At 46.2% G+C, this 23616-nt stretch carries 29 protein-coding genes, 2 pseudogenes and 1 riboswitch; of the genes and pseudogenes, 23 read left to right on the top strand and 8 right to left on the bottom strand.

All coding sequences use genetic code 11. The features are described 5' to 3' along the window. Positions 1–282: 282 nt before the first annotated feature. The 17 genes and pseudogenes from N774_RS19885 to N774_RS0115885 all read left to right on the top strand — a co-directional run. Positions 283–606 (top strand): annotated as a pseudogene (locus N774_RS19885) (ATP-binding cassette domain-containing protein); the annotation flags it as partial. After that, positions 592–954 carry an AAA family ATPase gene (locus N774_RS18555; protein WP_024862198.1) on the top strand — a complete coding sequence of 121 codons (363 nt, stop codon included), beginning with the start codon at positions 592–594 and terminating at the stop codon, positions 952–954. The pseudogene N774_RS19885 and the gene N774_RS18555, both read left to right, overlap by 15 nt. Positions 955–1888: 934 nt before the next feature. Continuing rightward, positions 1889–2155: a hypothetical protein gene (locus tag N774_RS0115955; protein WP_155250428.1), complete on the top strand. Its 267-nt coding sequence runs from the start codon at positions 1889–1891 to the stop codon at positions 2153–2155. Then, on the top strand, positions 2139–2288 hold the full coding sequence (locus tag N774_RS19325; RefSeq protein ID WP_155250427.1) for a hypothetical protein: 150 nt from the start codon (positions 2139–2141) through the stop codon (positions 2286–2288). Before N774_RS0115955 ends, N774_RS19325 begins: the two co-directional genes overlap by 17 nt. A 184-nt stretch (positions 2289–2472) precedes the next feature. After that, positions 2473–2601 carry a hypothetical protein gene (locus tag N774_RS20040; protein ID WP_278245167.1) on the top strand — a complete coding sequence of 43 codons (129 nt, stop codon included), beginning with the start codon at positions 2473–2475 and terminating at the stop codon, positions 2599–2601. Between the two features lie 21 nt (positions 2602–2622). After that, positions 2623–2784 carry a hypothetical protein gene (locus tag N774_RS19320; RefSeq protein WP_155250426.1) on the top strand — a complete coding sequence of 54 codons (162 nt, stop codon included), beginning with the start codon at positions 2623–2625 and terminating at the stop codon, positions 2782–2784. A 111-nt stretch (positions 2785–2895) separates the two neighbouring features. Beyond that, positions 2896–3045, top strand: a complete 150-nt coding sequence (locus tag N774_RS19315; protein ID WP_155250425.1) for a hypothetical protein — start codon at positions 2896–2898, stop codon at positions 3043–3045. Positions 3046–3066: 21 nt separating this feature from the next. After that, positions 3067–3228 (top strand): hypothetical protein, encoded by a 162-nt coding sequence (locus tag N774_RS19310; RefSeq protein WP_155250424.1) that lies wholly within the window; start codon positions 3067–3069, stop codon positions 3226–3228. Positions 3229–3252: 24 nt separating this feature from the next. Then, a pseudogene (locus N774_RS20035) lies at positions 3253–3417 on the top strand (serine hydrolase); the annotation flags it as partial. Then, on the top strand, positions 3407–3859 hold the full coding sequence (locus tag N774_RS19305; protein ID WP_155250423.1) for a serine hydrolase: 453 nt from the start codon (positions 3407–3409) through the stop codon (positions 3857–3859). The pseudogene N774_RS20035 and the gene N774_RS19305, both read left to right, overlap by 11 nt. A 94-nt stretch (positions 3860–3953) precedes the next feature. Then, entirely contained in the window at positions 3954–4094 is a 141-nt protein-coding gene (locus N774_RS19300) for a hypothetical protein (RefSeq protein ID WP_155250422.1), read from the top strand. Positions 4095–4318: 224 nt separating this feature from the next. After that, positions 4319–4549, top strand: a complete 231-nt coding sequence (locus N774_RS0115915) for a hypothetical protein (RefSeq protein WP_024862195.1) — start codon at positions 4319–4321, stop codon at positions 4547–4549. A 361-nt stretch (positions 4550–4910) separates the two neighbouring features. Beyond that, entirely contained in the window at positions 4911–5315 is a 405-nt protein-coding gene (locus N774_RS17745) for a hypothetical protein (protein WP_051463416.1), read from the top strand. Between the two features lie 189 nt (positions 5316–5504). Next, entirely contained in the window at positions 5505–5879 is a 375-nt protein-coding gene (locus N774_RS0115900) for a hypothetical protein (protein ID WP_024862194.1), read from the top strand. A 10-nt stretch (positions 5880–5889) separates the two neighbouring features. Further along, positions 5890–6720 carry a hypothetical protein gene (locus tag N774_RS0115895; RefSeq protein WP_196231568.1) on the top strand — a complete coding sequence of 277 codons (831 nt, stop codon included), beginning with the start codon at positions 5890–5892 and terminating at the stop codon, positions 6718–6720. A gap of 202 nt (positions 6721–6922) precedes the next feature. After that, on the top strand, positions 6923–7702 hold the full coding sequence (locus N774_RS0115890) for an ABC transporter ATP-binding protein (RefSeq protein WP_037280356.1): 780 nt from the start codon (positions 6923–6925) through the stop codon (positions 7700–7702). A 2-nt stretch (positions 7703–7704) separates the two neighbouring features. After that, positions 7705–8865, top strand: a complete 1161-nt coding sequence (locus N774_RS0115885) for an ABC transporter permease (protein ID WP_024862191.1) — start codon at positions 7705–7707, stop codon at positions 8863–8865. Positions 8866–8906: 41 nt separating this feature from the next. Here the strand turns inward: N774_RS0115885 and N774_RS0115880 are convergent, their stop codons facing one another. Beyond that, entirely contained in the window at positions 8907–10616 is a 1710-nt protein-coding gene (locus N774_RS0115880) for a S41 family peptidase (RefSeq protein ID WP_024862190.1), read from the bottom strand. A gap of 274 nt (positions 10617–10890) precedes the next feature. On the opposite strand from N774_RS0115880, the gene N774_RS0115875 reads away from it, so the two are divergent. Beyond that, the gene (locus N774_RS0115875) at positions 10891–11919 is read left to right on the top strand and encodes a 3-deoxy-7-phosphoheptulonate synthase (RefSeq protein ID WP_024862189.1); all 1029 of its coding nucleotides are present in this window, start codon (positions 10891–10893) and stop codon (positions 11917–11919) included. 61 nt (positions 11920–11980) lie between these two features. On the opposite strand, the gene N774_RS0115870 is transcribed toward N774_RS0115875, so the two are convergent. After that, complete coding sequence (locus N774_RS0115870; protein WP_024862188.1) at positions 11981–13948, bottom strand: EAL domain-containing protein; 1968 nt, start codon at positions 13946–13948, stop codon at positions 11981–11983. A gap of 299 nt (positions 13949–14247) precedes the next feature. Between N774_RS0115870 and N774_RS0115865 the strand changes: the two genes are divergently transcribed. From N774_RS0115865 to N774_RS0115855, 3 genes are read left to right on the top strand one after another with little or no spacing between them, the layout of a single operon-like run. After that, complete coding sequence (locus tag N774_RS0115865; RefSeq protein ID WP_024862187.1) at positions 14248–14475, top strand: helix-turn-helix domain-containing protein; 228 nt, start codon at positions 14248–14250, stop codon at positions 14473–14475. A gap of 23 nt (positions 14476–14498) precedes the next feature. Next, positions 14499–15182, top strand: a complete 684-nt coding sequence (locus N774_RS18550; RefSeq protein WP_024862186.1) for a JAB domain-containing protein — start codon at positions 14499–14501, stop codon at positions 15180–15182. Between the two features lie 2 nt (positions 15183–15184). Further along, complete coding sequence (locus N774_RS0115855) at positions 15185–15901, top strand: JAB domain-containing protein (RefSeq protein WP_024862185.1); 717 nt, start codon at positions 15185–15187, stop codon at positions 15899–15901. A gap of 35 nt (positions 15902–15936) precedes the next feature. Here N774_RS0115855 and N774_RS0115850 read toward each other — a convergent pair whose 3' ends face one another. The 3 genes from N774_RS0115850 to N774_RS19535 all read right to left on the bottom strand — a co-directional run bounded on the left by N774_RS0115850 (position 15937) and on the right by N774_RS19535 (position 16642). Next, positions 15937–16221 (bottom strand): hypothetical protein, encoded by a 285-nt coding sequence (locus N774_RS0115850; RefSeq protein ID WP_155250421.1) that lies wholly within the window; start codon positions 16219–16221, stop codon positions 15937–15939. 86 nt (positions 16222–16307) lie between these two features. Beyond that, entirely contained in the window at positions 16308–16469 is a 162-nt protein-coding gene (locus N774_RS19540; protein WP_196231567.1) for a hypothetical protein, read from the bottom strand. A 14-nt stretch (positions 16470–16483) separates the two neighbouring features. Continuing rightward, the gene (locus N774_RS19535; protein ID WP_196231566.1) at positions 16484–16642 is read right to left on the bottom strand and encodes a hypothetical protein; all 159 of its coding nucleotides are present in this window, start codon (positions 16640–16642) and stop codon (positions 16484–16486) included. Positions 16643–16774: 132 nt separating this feature from the next. On the opposite strand from N774_RS19535, the gene N774_RS19015 reads away from it, so the two are divergent. Then, positions 16775–17101 (top strand): helix-turn-helix domain-containing protein, encoded by a 327-nt coding sequence (locus N774_RS19015; RefSeq protein WP_024862183.1) that lies wholly within the window; start codon positions 16775–16777, stop codon positions 17099–17101. Between the two features lie 48 nt (positions 17102–17149). On the opposite strand, the gene metK is transcribed toward N774_RS19015, so the two are convergent. The 3 genes from metK to N774_RS0115815 all read right to left on the bottom strand — a co-directional run bounded on the left by metK (position 17150) and on the right by N774_RS0115815 (position 21085). After that, entirely contained in the window at positions 17150–18334 is a 1185-nt protein-coding gene (metK, locus tag N774_RS0115830) for a methionine adenosyltransferase (RefSeq protein ID WP_024862182.1), read from the bottom strand. A gap of 66 nt (positions 18335–18400) precedes the next feature. Beyond that, positions 18401–18503: riboswitch (SAM riboswitch) on the bottom strand. A gap of 427 nt (positions 18504–18930) precedes the next feature. After that, entirely contained in the window at positions 18931–20421 is a 1491-nt protein-coding gene (locus tag N774_RS0115820; protein ID WP_024862180.1) for a sensor histidine kinase, read from the bottom strand. Beyond that, positions 20408–21085, bottom strand: a complete 678-nt coding sequence (locus N774_RS0115815) for a response regulator transcription factor (protein ID WP_024862179.1) — start codon at positions 21083–21085, stop codon at positions 20408–20410. The genes N774_RS0115820 and N774_RS0115815 overlap by 14 nt, the downstream gene beginning before the upstream one ends. Positions 21086–21328: 243 nt before the next feature. On the opposite strand from N774_RS0115815, the gene N774_RS18545 reads away from it, so the two are divergent. Further along, entirely contained in the window at positions 21329–23602 is a 2274-nt protein-coding gene (locus tag N774_RS18545) for a sensor domain-containing protein (protein ID WP_024862178.1), read from the top strand. Positions 23603–23616 lie beyond the last annotated feature (14 nt).

Raw genomic sequence — 23616 nt, 5'->3', positions numbered from 1 at the left:
GGGATTTATCATCTCCGTCACAGGCAAGGGCTATTTCGTTGCACCAAGCAACAATGAGCTCCTCCGTGAGCGTATGCTGTGCGAAATGGAGGAGGGCTTCGAGAAAAGCCGTACTTAACGGCAGAAATGCGGGACTTTCCGATGACGAGATCATCGCCGCCCTAAAAAAATTTCTGGAGGAATGATTTATGGAGAACATTCTTGAGATAAGCGGACTTAACAAGTCTTACGACAGCCTTCGCGCTGAAGGACGTCACCTTTTCCCTGCCAAAAGGGTATATCATGGGCTTCGTAGGCGAAAACGGCTCGGGCAAGACCACTACTATCCGCTCCCATACTCAATATGGCAAATATAGACAGCGGAAAGATAAGCGTCTTCGGTTCTTGACAGCGTTAAAGACACTATCACCATAAAGGAAAAGCTGGGCGTGGTGTTTTGACAGCCTTTACCTTGCAGACCACCTCACCGCTAAACAGATAGAAAAGCAGCTGAAACCCTTCTATAAGGACTGGGACAGCAAGGAATTCGCAGGCAGGCTCAGAGCCTTCGGGCTTCCCGATAACAAGCGTGTGGGAGAATTCTCAAAGGGCATGAAAATGAAATTCATGATAGCTATCGCACTGTCCCACAAGGCTGACTTCATGATACTTGACGAGCCTACCAGCGGACTTGACCCTGTTGCCCGGGATGAGCTCCTTGATATACTTGCGGAGTACATCGAGAACGAAAACAGAAGCGTCCTTTTCTCCACACATATCACATCTGATGTGGAGCGTATCGCCGACTACGTTACCATACTCCACAACGGCAGAGTGTGGGTTCACGGGAACAAAGGACGAGCTCAGCGAAAAATACGTTATCCTCAGAGGCGCCGAGGAGGACATCTCCTCTGCCCTGCGCGAAAAATGCATAGGCTTCCACGGCTACAGAAAACGGCTTCGACGCACTTCTAAGTACTGAGTATCCTCGGGCGAGGTATCCAGACGGGCCCTTGAGACCGAAAAGGCTAATATCGACGGAGATAACTGGTCTATGTTGCCAAAGGAGGACAGACATGAACGACATAATGAAAAATGATAAGGTTTGACCTTATCTCTGTCAGCAGGCTCACTGTTCCTTTATGTAGCTGTATTTGGCATTGTAAGTATCATTGCGGGCCACTGTTCAGTCTAACCTATCGGTATCCTTGTGTTGGTAAGCTTTGTAATGATAATCGCCCCCGTGCAGGGTATCAACAATTCAAGCTGCAAGAAGCTCTACGGTATACTGCCTGTCAGCAGAAGCGCCTGCTAATAAAGGCACTTTTCACGGAAATATTTGTTACTATGTTCATAGGAGAACTGCTGTCTTTTCTGTGTCTGCTAATAGTAAAGTGCTCCTCTCTGTTATGAGATACTCCCCGAAAAGCTTTTCCCATTTCGCAGAGAGATTCCCTACAATGCCCGATTACAAATTTGAAAAAATTATATTTGCTCGGCCCGCTGCGGCATTTGCTTTCATAACAATAGTTCTCTGCTATGCCCAGATGCGCTCGGAGCGTAAAGAACATGGAGACAGCCATTCGTGAGCTTATGATAATTAGTTGCTGTATTTGGCAGCCCGTCACAGCATTCATATCGGTTATGATGTACAACGGAAAAGCTCCGGCGCCTTTAAGGATATAAATTATGCCGCCAACTTCGGCAGGCCCAAATGGCTGTCCATTGCTATACTCAATGGCCAATTACCTTAGCTGCGGCCATACCTTTTCTGCACGGTCACTATTTAAAAAAGGCGTCCGCAAAAGAGCTGTAAGGAGGGACAATATGAAAAAGAAGGATGATCGGACCTTATGCGAGTGGACCTCATATCGGCAAAGGGCAGAAAACAAGGCAAGAATTCTTCGTTATGCTCCTGCTTACCGCAATGTTTGTGGTCATGGGACTGCTCACGGAAGCCATATTCATGGTATTCAGCATAGTTGTACTGGGAGTCATGCTCGTGCCGTTTATCACAATGGCAGAAAAGACTCACAATGCAGGAAAAATATTCTCAGTCATCCCCACCGACAGAAAAAGCATTGTCATTTCACGCTTTGCTCTCACAAACGGGATTATATACCGTATTTTCGGCAATTATTTTTATCCTGTACCTCATAATGGAAAAATTCAGTGAGCTTCATGGAATAACCATTTCCAAGGACGTAAGAGATGTATACGAAGTATCACACGGTTTCGGCACAGGTGTACAGATGAAGGCTCTGGAAAACTCAATGTTCTGGCTTGTTTTTTCGCTGTTACCCTTATAGTCATGGCCAGGACAGCACAGAAGATATTTCAAAAAGGGCATTTCAAGCAAGAGCAACTCCCTGCTGATAAGCTTCCTTAAAATCTTAGGCGGAATTGCTCTGTTCTATGCCATAGCCTGCTGTCATTATCTTTGATAATTCAATGTAGATATACTCAAGCCTGTACTTATAGTACTTTTTAAATATGATAATGGCGCTGGCAGCTCCCATGAACGGACTGCTGCTCAGCAGTATCGTACTTATCTTTATCGGCTTCGGCTTCACACCTCTATTTCAGCTTGTATGCTCGGTAGTGGACTATGAAAGCCCGTGAGCTTTGAGGAGGTGGATATACATGAAAGGATTTTCTGCGCAGCACTGCCGCTTTTTATTGCTGCGGCAGTGGCTTACAGTCTGCACTCAGCCATTCAGCGCTTTTGCAGAAAATGAAGACGAGCCGAAATGTCCATCGGGAATAACCGTCAGTAAAACTTATAAGCAGTCAGAAAAAAATTAAACGCACATCCCACCAATATCAAAAAACAGCAAGACTGACAGCGCCTCATGTGGAGCTTGTTTTTCCACGGGGACGAGATACTTTATACACGCTACTACGGCTGCACTAATATTGGAGGAGCACACCCCTGCCGACGAGAACAGCGTATTTGAATGGGGGAAGCATAAGCAAGACCTTTACATGGGTCCAGCATCATGCAGCTTCTGGGAACAGGAAAAGATAGACCTTGAAAGCGGATATCCGCACATATCTCCCAGATGACTTCTTCCGCCGCCTTAAAATATGACGATCCAATTACACTCATGGGACATCATGAACCACAAGGGCGGCTGGTGCGAGAAGTTCTACGACTCCACCTCAGAGGATATGGCTGAAATGCCCTCACTTGAAGAAGCTCTCAAAAATGTGGAGGCCCGCCCAGACCTACCGTCCCCGGTGAAGTAGCTTCCTACTCAAAACTGGGCTGCTTCACTTGCAGGACTTATCGTTCAGCGGGTAAGCGGCATGGACTACGTTGACTACATTCACAAGAACATCTTCGAGCCACTCGGTATGGAGCACACCGCAGTAGCTCCTAACCTTACAGATAACCCATGGGTAAGAGAGCAGCGTCTGAAAAACTATCTGCTATGATTTATCTACCCATGGCGGGTATAAAGAAAACGAAGACGGAGTAATAGAGGAAGGAATTATTGAAGAATTCAAGTCCAAGGGCACCTGCCTTTTCAACGACCAGCTCTACCCCTGCGGCTCAATAACGGGTACTATCGGCGACCTTGCCACCTTCGCACAGGCTTTGGTCAACGACGACCACCCCTGTTCAAAAATGCCAAAACTCAGGAGAAGCTCTTTCTCAGGCTCCTCATTCTACGGAAACACTGATATCCCCAGCTTCAGCTATGGCTTTGACGTCCATGAATACAACAACGTCCGCTCCTTCGGACATACAGGAGGTACCTTTGGCTGTGTTTCTAATATGGAATTCGATCCCGTATCAAAGTTCGGAGTCGTAGGTCTTTCAAACTGCGCGATGATTTTCCAAACTATTTGTGCTCATTTGTTTTCGGAAGCTTGAAGACCAAGAACTATATCGGAGAAAAACTTCGAGAAAGCAGATCTGACGCCCTACAGCGGCTACTATTTCCGACACCCGCACACATGCGGCAGGAATGGGAAGATTCATACTGTATATGGACGCATTCTCAATTGACAATATAGACGCTGTAAAGGTAGCTGACGATGTATTTCTTGAATATCATTCCGAAGATTATTATGATGATGCTATATTACGGCATAGTCGAACACTCTGACGGCAGACGGGGCTTTTTTTAACAGCTGCTCGGAATACCTTGAAATAAAGCATTACATACCCAAGCTCTGTCTCCTTGCAGGCTTTTATGCTCTGCGGCGTTGCGTCACTGTTCATACTCCTTGCAAAGCGGAAGCTAAACAAGGCACACAAGGCTGCTTCCCCTGTCCTTTGCCCATATCATCACCGCAGGACAGTTTGCAAAGATAGTATTCCCTTGCTGCAATGATATCCATTGTAGTCGTTCGTATACAGGGTGACAACGACGGTCTCACCAAGACACAGGGCATGGTCATAGGCATTACACAGCTCCTATGCCTTGGAGTCTGCGTACTTGCACTTCTTGCTGCCGCTTACTCACTCATAGCAAAAAAGAAGCTCCCCTACAAAAAAAATACGCAGCATATCATGCTTTGCGGGAAACCTTATCACCGTATCCGCAATGATATTCTTTGAGATGTACAACTTTCTGGGGCTGCTGATACAGCCAATTGAAGCATATGAACATTGCAGACAGATATAATGTGAAAGTCCTTTTTTCTCAATATTTTTTTATAATACTGACACTTGCGATTCATCTGCGGATCAGGATGTATCGCTTTCTTTTTTTCTGCCACCTGACGGTGATCATTAATTTTACATTGATCGTGTCACACTTTACAATATCATTTTGAGTATATATTATGAAAGCGGAAATGCGCATTACAACTTTTCAAATAAATGGAGGTATCAGTCATGACGGACAAGGAATACCGAATACTTTTCACCAGATCTCCGCAGGAAGCTCAGAGCAAGCTGTTTGACGAATATTTCAACTATGTTTTACACTATCGTTTTCAACAAGCTCAGAAGCTGCGCTGTCAAAGAGGATATGGAAGAATGTGTCAGCGATGTCTTTGCAGACGTATTTGAATACCTTGACAAAACATCTGTACAGAACGCTGATGTAAAAGGCTTTATCAGCACCGTGGCGATAAGAAAAGCTATCAATATGTTCCACAGCCTTAATTCAAAAAGCGGAAGGACAGTTTCACTTGAAGAAAGTGACGCAGACAGCATTTCAGACAGTACGGATATTGCCGATAACGCTGAACGCGGAGAGCTCCGCAGCACGCTTCTCCGTCTTGTGGAAGAGCTTGGAGAACCCGATTCAATCATCATCATACAAAAATACTACTACGGCATGAGTTCAAAAAGAAATAGCAGATTCTGTTTCACTTGAGCCTGCCAACGTCAGGACAAGATGCTCCCGAGCCATAAAAAAAACTGAAAGATAAGCTGAGTAATATTGGTATATCTTTAAAGGAGGCAGAACTATGACGAACAAGAAAGAAGTTGATTTCGGCATTATGGAAAACGCTGAGATAAATGAGTTGGAGTCCCTTTTCCGAAAAAGTCCCTGCAGCAGGCAATGAAGAAAAAAACCAGGATACTTGAAATGAGCAGAAGAAAGTATAATATGAGAAAAAATGGCATTGCAGCCGCTGACGAGGAATCTGTAAGCGGCTCGGAGCCTTACCGTCCCCGCACTCTCCGAAAAGTGATCTCCTCAGCCGCTGCATGTACGATCCTTGTAGGCGGTATCGCAGGCGGCGTGTATCTGATGAAGAACAAGCACACATTCAAAACCGACAGCTCTGGATCTGCTGTGACCGAGCCTGCCACTGAACCGACCACCGAAGCTGCCGATCCCAATGCCGATAAGGCATACTCAGCTGATGAAGTTGACCTTGACGAATATGACATGAGCTCAGAAAAAAGCTGTTATCGGCAGAATGCTCAATGACTTCCATTTCATGGATAAGATAAGCGGCGAAGTCATCGGCTCGGACTGCATAACATCATTCTGGTTCGATCTTGCAAATGATACAGGCTTATGGAGTGCAGAGAGCGTCAGCATCGATGTGATATCAAACGATATCATGGAAGAAAACTGGTACAGAATCGGCGATCCCGTACTTACATCAAACGGTTACCGTATGAACTACAATTATTTCTTTGAAGGCAGAACTATGTACATGAATACCGACGGTGCACTTTTTGGCGAGGAATTCCGTGGCAATCCCAACTTCCCAAAGTACTGTGACCTGAAAAACGACCGTAAATCCTTCTTTTTGGATGCCGATGATTATATCACTTACAACCGCGATAAAACAGCTCTTTCCTATGATGATTTTTATGAAAAGTATGAAGATACAAAGCAGTATTACACATTCGACGGAAGCATTGACCTTACAAGCTCGTCCTCCTGTGCATACACTGCATCTCCGATCAGTACATTGGCGAAGCTGAACACAATAGATATTTCATCTGTTGAGATCGAATACGGCAAAAAATATATGGGTAGAGAATGTCTGCTTCTGAAAGCAGATATGATGACAATTAATGGCATACCTACAGGCTTTACAGACGGCTCTTATTCAGAAAACAGCGGTTTCCCGATAGCTGAAAATGTAAGTAAGATAAAATACGCAGAAATGCTCGTAGATAAAGAAACAGGTACTATCATGAAACAGCTCTTCAAAAATGAAAACGGTGAAGCTATTTACGGAACGGGGTATTCCAAGGTAGCCTTCAACGAAAATGCAGAGCCTCTTCCTGATATAGCAATGAACCACCCTTACTGATGCATAACATGATATAGTAAAATACAGGATATAACCACCGCATGACGGTGGTTATATCTTTGAGTATACCTGTAGGACAAAATGACTTTGCTATTGAAAAATAATGTATTATGATGTATAATAAAAAATGGTGTGCAAACGTATATATATGCACCGCTGTGCCCTGAACACAGCATGATCCAATAATTTCAAGGAGGATATAATGGAAATACTGAAAGCAGAAAAACTCGTAAAATCATTCACTATAAGTGAAAAACAACGCAAAGCTCTCGGGATCACAGAAAAGAAAAAGGTCGCCGTAAACGGTATCAGCTTTACCGCAAGATCAGGCGAGGTCTTCGGACTTATCGGACCTAACGGCGCAGGCAAGACAACTACCATGCGTATGCTGGCTACACTTCTCGCTCCCGACAGCGGCGACGCGCTCTACAATGACGTCAGCGCCGTAAAGTCGCCCGAGGAGATACGCTCACAGCTGGCATTTCTCACTACTGATCTGAAACCCGACATGAAGTCCACACCCAACATCATGTTCGACTTCTTTGCAGAACTCTACCACATACCAAAGGACGCTGCGCAAAAGCGAAAAAAGCTCCTCTTTGACGAGTTCGGCATAAACAAATTCGCAGATACCACTATTGCAAAGCTCTCTCAGGGACAGAGACAAAAGGTATCGCTGGTAATATCCGTTATCCACGATCCGAAGTTCGTTATCCTTGACGAACCCACAAACGGACTGGACATCATCGCTGCCCGTGAAGTCCGCGAGTTCATACTCAACATGAAAAAAACAGGCAAGTGCGTAATAATCTCCACTCACCTTTTTGACCTTGTAGAAAAGGTCTGTGACAGAGCTGCCATGATAATGGACGGCAGGATAGTTGCGGACGATACACTGGAAAACCTCATGCAGGGACGCTCCCTTGAGGACGCTTTCTACGATATTTATACAAGCCTTAACGGCGGAAATGATGAGGTGTGACCATGAGAGATATAATTACAATCGCAAAAAAAGAGCTTAAAGCATTTTTCAGCGATAAGGCAATACTGCTCCAGATGTTCGTACTGCCATTCATTTTTGTTTTCGGTTATTGTATGCTTATGTCGTCCATATCAAACGCTCAGAGAGAATCCTCTGAGGACCTCGAAAAGCCCGTTGTTGCTTACAGCATAAACGCTCCCGAGGAATTCAGTGACGCACTTAATGAGCTGAAAATAATACCTGCTCCCGATAATGACATTGAAAAATACCAGAACCAGATCAAGAACAAGGAGACCGATCTTCTCATGGTATTCCCCGACGGCTTCAAAATGGCAGAGCCCGGCGCAGCTGATCTTTCAAATATCGACATATATTACAACTCACAGAAGAACAATTCAATGGAGCTGTATTCAAAGACCACATTTGTTTTCACAACAATGCAGCCCCGTATATTTACATTCAACGAATCAGACAATAACTACGACCTTTTTGACAGCGACGCAATGTTCAGAAAGCTCCTCGGAGGAATAATCCCTCTCATGGTATTCATGGCAGTATACCTTGTTTGTATGAACCTTGCCGCTAACTCTATCGCAGGCGACAAGGAAAAGGGCTTCCTCAACACGCTGCTCATCACGCCTATCAAGCGCGGAAGCCTTGCAATAGGAAAATCCCTTTCCATACTTGCGGTAGCCATAGCGGCAAGCTGCTCCGCATTCATAGGAATGGCGATCTCGCTGCCCAGGCTCTCAAAGGCTATGGCGATGTCAGAGGGCGTAAGCTACAGCGTTTTAGAGTATCTATTACTGTTCTGTGCCGTAGTCACAGGCTCATTCGTGCTTGTGGCATTACTGCTGATATTCTCCACTATTGCCAAGGACGTAAAGCAGGCAACAACACTTTCCCCGATACTTATATTCGTGATCATGGTACCCTCGCTGCTCAACTCCACCGAGAGCTTCTCAGAGAGCGTAGAAAAGCTTGGCAACACAAATTATTTCATCCCCGTATGGAACTCTGTAAAGCTTCTTCAGGACGTTATCAGAGTTGAATACAACATTTCCGACGCACTTATAACCTTTGCAGTAAATATAGCCGCAGCTGCCCTCGGCGTTTTCGTTGTAGGCAGACTCTTCAACAAGGAAAAGATCGTAAACGGCTGATGTATAACAGAAACACCCGACCTATCAGGTCGGGTGTTTTTTCATTCGTTTTCAAGGTATTTTACAGCCCAGTCAAGCTCATGATCCTCTTTGTCACGAAATATCCTCATAGCCGCGTCATAGTCAAGAGGTATGCGCACCTCCACAGGATCACGGCTTATGCGGTCGGCACGGGTGTCGATATCGGGCTCGTCATTTTCGTTGAGAGTAAGTCCGATAGGGTAATTCACGCTGACTATGCCGCCAGAGAGCACACAGCAGCCTCCCGTGATCTGACCGCTGCCGTTGGGATCGGTTATACCTGCCAGCGTTACATTGGGAAGTCTCGACAGACAAAGTGCTGTACTGTCCCCTGCGCTGATGCATTGACAATTTGTCAGGACCACCACTTTCAGATCAGCAAACTCCCCGTCAGAACGTATCATCTGAGTTGTCAGGCGCTTATAGCCGCCGTTTTTGCGAACTCCCAGCCCCATAGCATAAATATCCTTGTCGCTGAGCAGTGAACACAGCTCATAGCCGATAGGACCGCAGCCGCCCACATTATTGCGCATATCAACCACAAGATACTCCATTCCCTGCTCTCTCAGGTCACGTAGCCTCTCGCGGAACAGCTCCCTTGCCCACTTGCTCTTACCCGTATAAAAGCTGATATCATCACGGATACTGCTGCCCGTTGTCTCAGCGCTGAGCACAAGATATCCGCATTTATCGTCCAGCATTTTCGCACTGAAATTAGAATTGATAAGCTCCCGCATATCCTCGGGACAATGCAGGAACGCATTGAGAGCATCATCATATGTATGCTCATTTTCAAGAGCAATCAACTCTGCGGTCTGTTCTCTGCCTGTACTGTCAATGAACGATACCTTTACCGTATCTCCGCCTGTTCCCGCAAGCTCAGCCAGTATCTCTATTTCGTCGTTTGACTTTACAGGCTGACCGCAGTCCCCTATTTTTTCGGCAGCCTGCAAAACAGGCTCACCGTCCCATTTAGTTATGACCGTGCCGTCGTTTATGCCGAGCTCGTTCACCGCAGCATCAGTGCATACGGCAATGACCTCGCCGCTGTCCAGCTGCACCATGGAGAATCCGTAGTCCCGCAGCATAAATGAAGAACTGTACTTTTCAAAGTCATAATCCGCACCCACTCTTACATGGTTGTCGTGGAGCTCATTGCAGAACATCGTCACAGCATCTGCAAGCTTAGCAGGATCTTTTTCCTGCTCCGCTTCCTCCACCAGCGGCATATACTTATCCTCAAGAGCGTAAAAGTCGATATCCTTCCACTCCTTGAGGACGTAGCTCCTGTCCATTTCCCTGACCATTGCGTGAAAGGACTTGGTATAGCTTTTCCGCGTAAAATTATGTGGCTTCGTAGACGAGGTAAAGAAATATGCAGCAAAAACGACCGACAATGCTCCTGTTATGACTGACACAGCTTTGCAGCTCTTTTTCAATCCCGCACACATCGCAGGCAATAAAGCTAAAAGCGCCGTAAGGTACATTGGAGTATAACGCCGCAGAAAGCTGTCAACTCCCCAGACATATACAAAATAGTGAACTGTTGTTATCAGCAGCGGTATAAGGCACAGCTTTTTCCACAGCTTCATTTCCCTTTCGTAATGCTTCAAGCGGTGGTGAAGCACTGCCAGTATCAGCATTGTAAGCAGAACAGCCCCATACCATATTATCTGTATTTTATCGGTATTTGCCAGCATAAAGCCTAATGCTCCGAAGAATTTATCCATATCCCTGCTCCTGTCTCATATCCTTTCTGTTAAATTATATCACAGCAGTCCTCCGCTGTCAACGAATGAGCTTATCCCCTTTCAGCTTGGACAGGCTTTTTTCAGCTTATTTTAATCTTTTATCACAGTTTTGGCTGAATATCGGGACATAAAAACGAATTTTTCGTACTAAAGCTATAATATTGATACGGTTTGAGCTGCGAGTATTGCTATTTCCGAAAAAATGTGCTATAATCATCTTGAAAAAAATCGTTAAAGAAAGGATATCAAAGCTATGAATATGAACTTCAAATGCAAGCTTCCCATACCTGCCGAGGTAAAGAGCGAATATCCCGTTTCAGAAGAGCTCGCCAAGGTCATCTCCGAGAGAAACAAGCTCATCGCTGATATCATCAAGGGCGAAAATGACAGGATACTCCTTATCATCGGACCATGCTCCGCAGACAACGAGGACAGCGTTCTCGACTATATCAACCGTCTGAGAGAGGTACAGGAAAAGGTCAATGACAAAATACTCATCGTTCCCCGTATCTATACAAACAAGCCCCGTACAACAGGCAAGGGCTACAAGGGCATGCTCCACCAGCCCGACCCGAGCCAGAAGCCCGATATGTACAAGGGTATCGTTGCAATAAGAAAGACCCACCTCAGAGCTATTCAGGAAACAGGCTTCACCTGTGCTGACGAAATGCTCTACCCCGAGAACCACCGCTACGTAAACGACCTCTTGGGCTACGTAGCTGTTGGCGCACGTTCTGTTGAGAACCAGCAGCACAGACTCACAGCCAGCGGTCTCAATGTTCCTGTTGGTATGAAGAACCCCGTAAGCGGCAGCATGCCTGTTCTTATGAACTCTATCGAAGCTGCTCAGTCGGGACACACCTTCCTCTACAGAGGCTGGGAGGTAGTTACCGAGGGCAATCCTCTCGCTCACGCTATCCTCAGAGGCTACGAGAACCACCACAGCCAGAGCATGCCCAACTATCACTATGAGCATCTCCAGCTCCTCAACGAGTTCTACGAGAAAAAGGGATTCAGCAATCCTGCCTGCATTATCGACACAAACCACTGCAACTCCGGCAAGCAGTACTTAGAGCAGCCCCGTATCGTCAAGGAAGTTCTCAGCAGCCGCAAGTACAACGACAGTATCCGCAAGCTGGTTAAGGGCTTCATGATAGAGAGCTACATCGAGGACGGCAACCAGAAGGTAGAGGAGCATATCTACGGAAAGTCCATTACCGATCCGTGCATCGGCTGGGAAAAGACCGAGAAGATGATCTTCGATATCGCAGAAAGAGCATAAGCGAATACGCAAACATAAAAGCTTCGTCTTACATAAACGTAAAACGAAGCTTTTTACATTTTCATATAACTGTTTTTCCCTCGATAAGCTTTATGAACTCAGCTTTCGGAAGCGGCTTTGAGAAGTAATAGCCCTGTAAATACTCGCAGCCAAGCTCCCTGAGTATATTTATCTGCTCTTCTGTCTCAACACCCTCCATAAGAGCCTTTTTCTCCATCTTATGCACCATATCGATAGAGGTTTTCAGCAGCGTCATGCCAAGATCGCTTTTTTCGGCGTTCCAGAGTATGCTCTTGTCTATCTTTATGATATCAGCGCCAAGAGAGAACAGCGAGGTCATATTTGAATAGCCTGTTCCGTAATCGTCGATAGAGAACTGGAAGCCCTCCTGCTTCAGCTGCTCGATAACGTCGGCAAGGTGGGTATAGTCCTTTGCGGCAACGGACTCGGTTATCTCAAAGTTTATCATCTTCTTGCGTATTCCCTCCGACTCGACGACACCGCTGATATATTCAGCAAAGCCCTCCTTCATGCACTCCAGAACGGAGAGATTGACGTTTATGCAGTCCATTCCGCATTTCTGAGGGATACCCGTGAATATGAACTTGCACACCTCTTTCAGCACGAACTCGTCAATAACATCTATAATACCAAGCTGCTCGGCGATAGGAATGAACTCGTCGGGGTAAATTATTCCCATATCCTTGTCGTTCATGCGCAGAAGCGCTTCTGCACCGTGGAGGGTCTTGTCCATATTGTATGTAGGCTGATAGTAGACCTCGAAGCAGCCGTCCTCAAGACCGCGTGTGACTGTTTTTTCCACAGCCGCACGGCGTATTATCCAGTCAAGTGACTTGCCCTCGATTATACGCTCCTGCACCTGCTCGGGTATTGGGCACTCGGCTATGTAGTTGACTTCCTCTGCATTTTTCGCACCGTCGGGGACGCTGACAAGCATTATCCTTGAAGTAAGGATAATATCACTTCCGTTAACCAGCCACGGCTCATCAAATCGCCTGCTGACCTTTTCCGCAAGCGCATGGGCTTCTTCGGCGGTATGATCGTACAGTGTTACCACAAATCTTCCGTAGCCCACAGAGTAGATAAAGTAGCGCTGCACAACAGTTCCGAGATAATCCGAAACCTGCTTTATTATAAGGTCGCGGTTCATCTTTCCGAAAACAACGGTATTTGCTGTCTTATCGAAGCGTATATTGCGGAGTATGAGTATCCTTACAGGTATGCGGTTTTTAAGAGTTGCAGCAAGGTCAAGGGAGAAAGCTGCGGAATTATAAGTGTCAAGCTCAACATTCTTGCGGTCGTCCTCATTTTCAATGAAGAGCAGCACCCCCGAGAAGCCTATTGCCTCCATGAGTATCTCCACTCTCATCTGAGGCACCATGAGCTGCACACAGATACCCACCGCTGCAAGCAGAAAGCATATGGCGATAGAGCGCTTGCGTCCCTTTGACAGGATATTCCACGACCTCATGCACATGATAAAAGCGGCAGCTATCCACAGGAACGAAAAGGTATAGAGAAAGACATATTCTCCCCAGCCTCTGTGAAATATCCTGCTGTCTGTGTAATACCAGCACCAGTGAGTCAGCGGATTAAGTGCGATAGCAAGCTCGGAAATGATAACCACTGTCCACGGGATAATTATACGCAGCTTCTCCTTCAGCAGAGTCCTGCTCCCGAACCGAAAGCCTGTCCCCACGGAGCGTCCGATGACAAATGAAAGGTAGTAGTACAGCACAGGCGCTATGAGGGCATGGCTGAGAAAATACACATATTTTGCCGACCGTGTTGTCATAAAAGCAACATCAGAGCTCATGTCAAATGCTCCGATGCGTACATTTATCATCTCACAGACAGCGTTGACGGCAAGCAGCATCAGAAGCGACATATAAACGCGGTTCTGAGGCTTTCGTGTATGACCGTCCAGTATAGTGAACGTGAGATTTCCAAGACATATCAATAAAGCGGAAAGTGCCACACCAAAACAGAAATCCGTATATCTGATCATCTCTGTCCCCCCCCTTGGATAAAAATGATGTTTACAGAAAAAATGAATTGAAGTGCTTCGGCTTTAAACTATGATAAAAGCAGCATTTATAATGATTTGATACAAAAATTACGTAAACATAACATATATTTATATTATTATACCACAAAATTATGAACATATCAACATTCGGGGGAAGAATTATCCGAATATTATTATTTTAGTACCTGCAAGTACTAAAAGTCCCACATAACCAACTGTATGTGATAAAGTCAATAGTACCAAAAGGTTCTAAAACTGCTCATTCAAGAGGTGATAATGTGCATTTTCAAAGACTAAGAGACCTGCGTGAGGACATGGATATGTCCCAGACTAAAATAGCTCAGCTCCTGCACACGAGCCAGACAGTGTATTCGCGCTACGAAAGAGGATTCCAGACTATCCCCGTGGAGCATCTGCTGATACTTGCGGACTTTTACGGCGTTTCCGTGGACTATATCCTCGGCAGAACAAATATCAAGGAGCTCAGCAAGCCTAAACAGCCCTGAGCATACTTAAAAGGGGGATAAATATGAACGAAAGGAACTCTCACGCAGGACACAGGAGCCGCATGAGGCAGCGCTTTCTTGCCTCTGGACAGGACGGGCTCTTCGAGCATGAACTTCTGGAGCTGATACTGTTTTACGCCCGTCCAGTGGTGAACACCAACGGTATTGCCCATGACCTTATAAACGAATTCGGCAGCCTCAGCAAGGTGCTCTCAGCCGACGCGGAAAAGCTCCGCAGCGTAAAGGGCGTGGGCGCAGGAGGAGCCGCATTTCTGAAGCTCATAAACGACTTCGGTATCAGCTATATGCGCAGCTCACACAGCAGCGAGACTCTCACCGACTGCAAGCAGCTCTGCGACTGCCTGTCCCTGCAATTCAAGGGCATTACCGCTAAAATATGCAATATACTCTGCCTTTCAACGCGCTCCGAGCTCATGCGCACCATAACTCTGCCCATAGACGAGCTTCTCAGCGGCAGCATAACTCCCAAGGAGCTGGCAGCTATGATACTGAAAAGCGAAGCCGCCGCGTTATGCATAGGCATAAACCACGGCGAAGAGCTCCCCATACCAACAGATAACGACTACCGCATCGCCCGAATATTCGGAGAGCTGCTGTCCGCAATAGGCATAAGCTTCACCGACCTCATCATATCGGGCGGCGGCAAGTGCTTCTCAATGCGCAGCAGCGGCGCATTCACATTCTGACCATGGCTGACATAAACAAAAAGCTGCGCAGGGAGCAGCTTCTCGAAAAATATCATAAGAACGGCTTTGATGGGCTCTCGGAGCATGAGAAGCTGGAGCTCCTGCTCACATACGCTCAGGCAGACGAGCCTGCCATATCAGCGGCGGAGCTTCTCAGCGAATACGGCAGCGTAAATGCCCTTGCCGACGCGGACACCGCCCTGCTTATGAAGTCTCCCCATGTCAACGAGCAGACCGCCGTGCTTCTGCGGCTTATCCCATGTATAAGCCGTAAGCTTTACACCGAGCGCTTTACTATACGTACTCTCAGCAGCTCAAAGGCGGCAAAGGAGTTCTTTTCAAGCCATTTTATCGGAGCCGTGGGCGAAAAGCTCATAATGACGTCGGTCAGCAGCCGTTTCCGAATATACGAAACAAAGATTCTGGCATTCGGCACAGCCTCGCGGCTTACGGCTTCATACCGCGATATCGCAGGCATGGCAGTCAGGAGCGACTGCGATATATTCTTTGTGGCGCACAATCATCCGCACGGCGAAGCTTCGCCCTCGGACAGCGATGTGCTTTTCACGCGGAACGTCATAAATACCCTCTCAAAGCTGGGAGCAGTCCTCGCCGACCACATTATCGTAGGCGCCGAGGGAGCGTTCTCCATGCGTGAGAGCGGGCTTCTGCCCGAAATGGCTCCCGACGGCGTTAAGGGATATAAGTGCGGGAAATAGCGAAAAGCCGCCTGTCTGGGACAGGCGGCGGATTACTAAACCAAACATACAACTGCAATTATAACCTCAATTGTAAATGTTAGATAATCAATAACATTTATAAAAGTTAATTCCTTAGTAAACAAATCTCTTAAAAAACAAAAAGGCGTAAAAATAATACCAAGTATTTCTTCAGCAATATGCGCAAACATTATAACAAATATGTTATCTGACATAAAAGATATTCCTATTCCTTCATCTGAATACTTTGTTGAAAATGCTGATATAATAGCAATTACAAGAAATATTACAGCTGTCCAGAAAAGAATTCTTGCTGACATAGTACCTTTCATATAACAGTTAATAGCGCATAAAAAGCTATCTCATGCAGTTTTCCGATAAACGACATACTATCCCCTCACGTTTACTATTTGCCTTTGTTTTTCTTATTTTCTTTTCTAATAGTTCCAATAAGCTTATCAGCTCTTGTATCACGTCCGTTTTTATTACGAATAGTTCCAGCAGGCAAACCATGTTTCTTTTCAAACGTCCCCACTGTACAATCACTTCGGGTTTTTCTGAATGCCATTTTATCACCTCCATTTATTCTTTAGGCAGATTTGAATTATCAGTAAGTTTTGCCCTCAAAGTAAGTCCAATTATCGCTATAATAGCATCATCAATTGGACCGGGCACAGGATCCGGTGCTACAAAATAAAACAAAACAAAGATCAAAACAAGAAATTTCATAGATTCTTTCATAACGCCACGCTCCTTTTAAAAGCACTAATTCGTGTTTTTATACTCATATTATAACACATATTTTCACAATTGTCAACACAAAATTGTGCTATATGATAAAATTATCATAACACAAATTTGGGAGTTGATAAAATGAATTACGGAAGAGTCCGCGACCTGCGCGAGGACGCTGATATGACGCAGAAACAGGCTGCCGAAAAGCTTTTTCTACACCTTACACAGTACAGGCGCTACGAATGCGGCGAAAGCGAGATACCGCTTCACATAGCCATAAACATTGCAAAACTCTATAATGTGTCATTAGACTACATCGCAGGACTCACCGACGACAAGCGCGGACTTACACGCTCAGCCCTCACGGAGAACGAAACTCAGCTCATAAACGGTTTCCGCAAGCTCGACAGCATAGCACAGGGACGTGTGCTGGAAAGAGTGGAAATGCTGAAAATTTCTAAATAAAACAAAAAAGCCCGAAGTCAGCCGACTTCGGGCAATATTTATATCTGATTACTTGAGGGCAGCCATGAGAGCGTCAACTCTGTCTGTCTTTTCCCATGCAACGCCCAGATCCTCACGACCCATGTGACCGTAAGCTGCAAGCTGTCTGTACTGGGGCTTGCGGAGATCGAGCATATTGATGATAGCTGTAGGACGCAGGTCGAATACCTTTGCAACAGCCTCTGAGAGCTTCTCCTCGTCTACCTTGCCAGTGCCGAATGTATCAACAAGGATAGAGATAGGCTTTGCAACGCCGATAGCGTATGAGAGCTGAACCTCGCACTTGTCAGCAAGACCTGCTGCAACGATGTTCTTAGCGATATAACGTGAAGCATAAGCAGCACTTCTGTCGACCTTTGTCGGGTCCTTACCGCTGAAAGCTCCGCCGCCGTGACGTGAATATCCGCCGTATGTATCAACGATGATCTTACGTCCTGTAAGACCGCTGTCGCCCTGAGGTCCGCCTACTACGAAACGTCCTGTAGGATTGATGAATATCTTTGTGTTCTTGTCCATAAGGTCAGCAGGGATAACTGCCTTGATAACGTACTCCTCAATGTCCTTGCGGAGCTGCTTGAGTGAGATATCAGCAGAGTGCTGTGAAGAAACAACAACTGCGTCAACTCTTACGGGCTTGCCGTCGTCGTACTCAACTGTTACCTGTGACTTACCGTCGGGACGGAGGTAACGGAGAGTGCCGTCCTTGCGTACCTCTGTGAGCTTCAGTGAGAGCTTGTGTGCAAGTGAGATAGGAAGGGGCATGAGCTCAGGAGTTTCATTACAAGCAAAACCGAACATGATACCCTGATCGCCTGCACCGTTGGAAAGTCCGTCGGACTCGCCGTTCTCTTCTCTGTACTCGAAAGCCTCGTTAACGCCCATAGCGATGTCGGGAGACTGCTCGTCTATAGAAGTAAGGATAGCGCAGGTATGGCCGTCAAAGCCGTACTTAGCTCTGTCGTAGCCGATGTCGATGATGACCTGACGTGCTATCTTGGGGATATCTATATCAGCCGAAGTAGTGATCTCGCCCATACAGAGCACCATACCTGTTGTAACGCAGGTCTCGCAGGCAACTCTGCCCATTTTATCCTGCTCAAGGATAGCGTCGAGAACAGCGTCCGAGATCTGGTCGCAGATCTTATCGGGATGTCCCTCAGTTACTGATTCAGATGTGAAAAAGCATTTACTCATTAAAATGACCTCCTGAAAAAATAAAAAATGACTTCTCATCCGAAGAGAAGTCATAGTTACCTAATGTCCTCATCTTTCGGATAAACCGCAGGAATTAGCACCTTCGACTCATTACGTTCGGGTTGCTGCGGCTTCACAGGTCCTGTACCTCCGCCGCTCTTGATAAGGTTACGTGAGTTATTATACACTATTGTCGGAAATTTGTCAATAGGATATTTCCCTGATGCAACAAATTTTTTTCCGCAAAACAAATGAGCCTCCGTTTAAGGAAGCTCATCTGCCATGATATAGGGATTATTGGGGATTTAATAATTTAATGTTGGGGTAAACATTAAACTACCATGAAAATCAGCTTCGGGATCTTCTCCCTCAGCAACTATATTATAGCATATTTTTATGTATTTTGTGTGAAAAACTTTAATCAGCAGTATAGAAAATTTTCAACATCAGACCTGTTAGCATAGTTTGTATTGCACAATACATCTTTTCTGAATCCACCTGTTTTATACCTGTCGTACAGAATTGTAACCGAATTAGTCCCAGTTATTACATATTGTGTCGAATCCAACCTTATGACAGGTTCAAAGGAACGGAAATCATTTCTTCACATCGCTTATCTTGAACCAGAACGTCGAGCCCTTGCCAAGTGTACTGCGCACGCCGTAGTCATAGTTGTGCATTTTCAGCACAGCCTTGACGATAGAAAGACCCAGACCTGTACCCACTACCTCGCGCTTATGGTTCTCGGAGCGGTAATACTTATCGAAGATAAGCTTGATCTTGTCCTCCTCGATACCGTCGCCCGTATCCTCCACCTCAACAATGACGCCGCTGTCGGTGTTGATCTGGCGGACGAATACCTGCTTGTCCTTGCCAGTGTAGTTTATGGCATTATTAATAAGGTTGTAGATGACCTGCTCGATCTTAATGGAATCGCAGTACACAGTGCGCTCCTCGTCGGGAGTAAAATGTATCTGGTAGCCGTTTTTCTCGGACAGTCCCTTGAAGCGGTCCATTATCTCGCTGAGCTTAGCACTTATACCGAATTCCGTAGGATTCAGCTTCTGCTTGCCGCTCTCCAGCTTTGAGAGATCAAGCATATCATTTACAAGAAGTGCCAGACGGTCGGTCTCGCTGATGATAATTTCAAGGTGCTCGTTGCGCTTAACTGGATTGTCTCCCGAAAGGTCCCGTATCATTTCCGCATAGGCTTTCAGCATTGTCAGCGGAGTTCTCAGGTCATGGGACACATTTGCGATAAGGTCTCTCTGCATGGTGTCCACCTTGGATAGCTCCTTTTCCGCATATGTAAGGGTATCCGCCAGCTTTTTAGCCTCAAGGTAGCCTCTTCCGTCGAACTTGGTGTTGAAATCGCCCTTTGCCAGTATCTCCGCAGACTTTGTTATCCTGTCGATAGGTGCGGATATCCTCTTTGCAAGGTAAAGGGAAATTATAAACGCAAGTATAATAAGTATCACGGTTATGGTCATGAGCTGACGCTTAATTATCATTACGGTAGCTTCTACGGGTACGATAGTCGCATTTATAAGCAAATAGCCGTCAGGCTCGGACATGCTGCCCAGTTTACAGCCATATACCAGCATATCGCTCCCGCTTCTCGGGTGCTTCATCTTTAATTTGATAATGCCGTCGTCAGCTTCGTCTATCCCGTTCAGCAGCCACAGAACGCTGCCGCCCTTGTCGTGTATGATGCACTCGCCCATTACATGCTTCTTCATTACCTCGCGCCCGTACTTGTCCAGTATTTCCACGCAAAGATCCTCGGAATCGCCTGTTTCGTAAACTATATTATATAGCTTTTCTTTTATTTCGTCATCGGACGTTATCTTCATAGCATTATCATAATGCTTTTCCTTGTCGCAGCTGCTGTAGACCTCGGCTATGGACTCCATGCTTTTTGCCGCGGAGTGTATCCTCATACGCTCATAGAATTTTTCAAAGAAGAATATCTGGAACACCCATATAAGGGCAAATACTGCTACGGTAAAGATGACGAAGTACAGCCATACAGTGAATTTAAGCGGTATCCTGCTCTCTGCCCTTTTGAAATGCTTAATCGGCTTCAAACTTGTATCCCATTCCTCTCAGTGTAACGATGAATTTACGGTACTCTCCGAGGCTGTTGCGGAGCATTTTTATGTGGGTATCAACTGTTCGGTCATCGCCGAAGAAGTCGTAGCCCCATACCTCTTCAAGGAGCTTGTCTCTTGAAAGGGCGATATTCTTGTTCTTTACAAGATAAAAGAGCAGGTCGTACTCCTTTGGAGTCATGGAAGCCTTCTGACCGTTTACGTAGACCTCACGTCCCGCAATGTCAACTTCAAGTCCCTCAAAGGAGAATTTGTCGGGGAGCACAGTCTCTTCCTGACGGGTATTTCTCTTGAGGACCACCTTTACTCTCGCCATGAGCTCCTTTGGTGAGAACGGCTTTACAACATAGTCATCAACGCCTATCTCAAAGCCGAAGAGCTTGTCGTACTCCTCGCCTCTTGCGGACAGCATGATAACAGGGATATTCTTGGTCTTATGTATCTCCTTGCAGGCAGAATAGCCGTCAAGTCTGGGCATCATAACATCCATGATGATAAGGTCGTAATCATTATCATGGCAGAGCGTTACAGCTTCCATGCCGTTCTCGGCTTCTGTTACCTCATAGCCCTCAAATTCAGCATATTCACGCACTACCTTTCTTATGTTCACCTCGTCGTCAACAATTAAAATATGTGCCATATTTCTACCTCCGCGTATTTGTATTTAACCAATATGTCTAAAACATACAACGAACAGCTTTTCGCTGTCTTACGTTTATATTATAACATTATATCAGATAAAAGTGTAGACTACGTGAAATATTTATGTGAATTTCCGTCATTTTTATCAAATTTGTTAGAGTCCGTAAATTTGTAATTGACATTTTCAGTAATTTTTGCTATAATGTACTTGGATAATTGTAAATGAAGGGAGGCGGTGCCTATGAATAACAAGAAACACCCCACCACAAAAAGCAACACACGTACCAGAAGCTTCAATCCGCTCGCAGCCGCACTCATAATCGTCATTGCCAGTGCAATTGTTATAGGCTACTGCATTAATTGCCCCGAAAACGCCAGGATGGCACTTATCATTTACGTATGCACAATGGTATGCGCAACTCTTATTCTCGCGATCTCGGGCTGGATATATAAGAACAGGAAGACCTCTGTTGACGAAAAGGAGATCATCAAGATAACCGAAAACCTCAACACGGAAATGATAATCTGGTCGGACGACTTTGAATATGTATATATCAACAAGAAGCTTCGCGACCTGCTGGGCATAACCGCGGATTACTCGGACAAAAAGGAGGGCGTCTGGACAGCCTTCGGCATAAACACTCCCGACCCCACTGCTCTCAACAAGATAGTCGACAGTAACTCCTACGAGTCAACGTTCCGCAATCCAAGCGGCGCATTCGTTTCTATCGCATGGAGCACTTCACAGGTCAAGAGATACAGAAGACGCTCAGTCTACCTGAGTACAGGCTTCAACCTCACAGAGCTGAAAAAAATGCGAGTAAATCTCGCCAATGCCAACGATTTCTTCCACTCGGCTATGGAGCTTGCAGAAATAGGTCTCGTTATGAGCACCGACAAGAAGGTGTTCCGTGTATCACCTGAAATGGTCAATATGCTGGGACTAAAGAGCGGTACCGTCAATATCAACGAATACCGCGCTCTGATACACCCCAACGACAGGATACAGTTTGACGGAGCTGTCCGCAGCCGCGACATCTCCGACATCAAGAATATCGAGATAAGGCTCAGGACTGCCGACGGGGCTTACCGCTGGTTCTCACACCGCTTCAAGTCAATTACGGGTACAGGCAACAGCCTGCCCCTTTTCGGCGGAGCTGTTCTCGATGTGACCGAGGAGCACGAAAAGGATATCCTCATCGAGCGTCTTGCGTACATGGACGAGGTAACGGAGATAGCCAACCGCAACAAGCTTGTGGTAACAGGACAGGAGATATACGACTCCTGCAAGGTACTGGACTATTCATTCTGGATAATCGTTCTCGACATTGACCGCTTCCATATCATAAATGATACCTGCGGCTATTCAAACGGTAACTACATTCTGAAAAATTTTGCTCATATACTGTATAAATTCGTTACTCCCGGTGGTCTTGCAGCCAGAATAAGCGGCGATAACTTCGCACTTCTGCTGAGAGACTACGGCGACGACGAAATGCCCACAAGAACTGTGAAGTCCATACAGGACGAGTTCGCAAAGCTTGCAGTTGACGAGCTGGCTTCCATAAGCCTTACCTGCTCGGCAGGCTACTCCAAAATGCCCGAGGACGGCAGATCCTTCCTTGAGGTAATGGAGCATGCTGAGTTCGCGCTCAAATCCAACGACAGCAATCAGGGCAGCATCTGCGGCTATGAACCCAGTATGCACGACTCCATCATAGGCGATACCGAGCTTGAAAAGGCTCTTGCACTTGCTATCGACAACAACGAGCTCCAGCTCTACTATCAGCCTAAGATAGACCTTGCATCAGGCAGGATAATGGGCGTTGAAGCGCTTATCCGCTGGATAAAGCCCGACGGCACCATAGTTACTCCCGATGCATTCGTGCCTATCGCAGAGAGCTCTCACCTTATCGGAAAGATAAGCGAGTTCGTACTGAACGAGGGCTGCCGCCAGAACAAGCTCTGGCAGAAAATGGGCTATCCGCCTATAGTTATGTCCATAAACTTCGCGTCATCTGACTTCTATCAGACCGACCTTAAAGACAAGGTCTACGAAGCCCTTGCACGTTCGGCTCTGCCGCCTCAGTGGCTGGAGGTCGAGCTCACCGAGACTCTTGCGCTGAAGGACATAGACTTTGCGGTCGACCAGATGAACCGTCTCCGCGAGCTTGGCGTAAAGCTTGCCATGGACGACTTCGGCACAGGCTATTCCTCACTGAAATATCTCCAGATACTCCCAATTACTCTGCTGAAGCTGGACCGATCATTCATTATCGATATCGAGCACGAAAAGATCTCATTCGAGATAGTTTCAGCCGTAATACGCATAGCAAAATCCAAAGGCATAGAAACTATCGCAGAGGGCATCGAAAACAAGGAACAGGAGTCTATCCTGCGCATGGCAGGCTGTGACTACGGACAGGGCTATCTCTACGGAAAGCCCATGCCCCCCGAGAAAATACAGGATTTCTTTGAGCAGAACGTAAGGCGTGAGATCAATACCAAGAGATAACACTTTGTACTAAT

The sequence above is a fragment of the Ruminococcus flavefaciens AE3010 genome (genome assembly GCF_000526795.1).
In the GTDB taxonomy this organism is placed as follows: Bacteria; Bacillota; Clostridia; order Oscillospirales; family Ruminococcaceae; genus Ruminococcus; species Ruminococcus flavefaciens_D.
The sequence above is the reverse complement of the archived record's forward strand: the minus strand, read 5'-3'. Positions and strand labels throughout refer to the sequence as shown.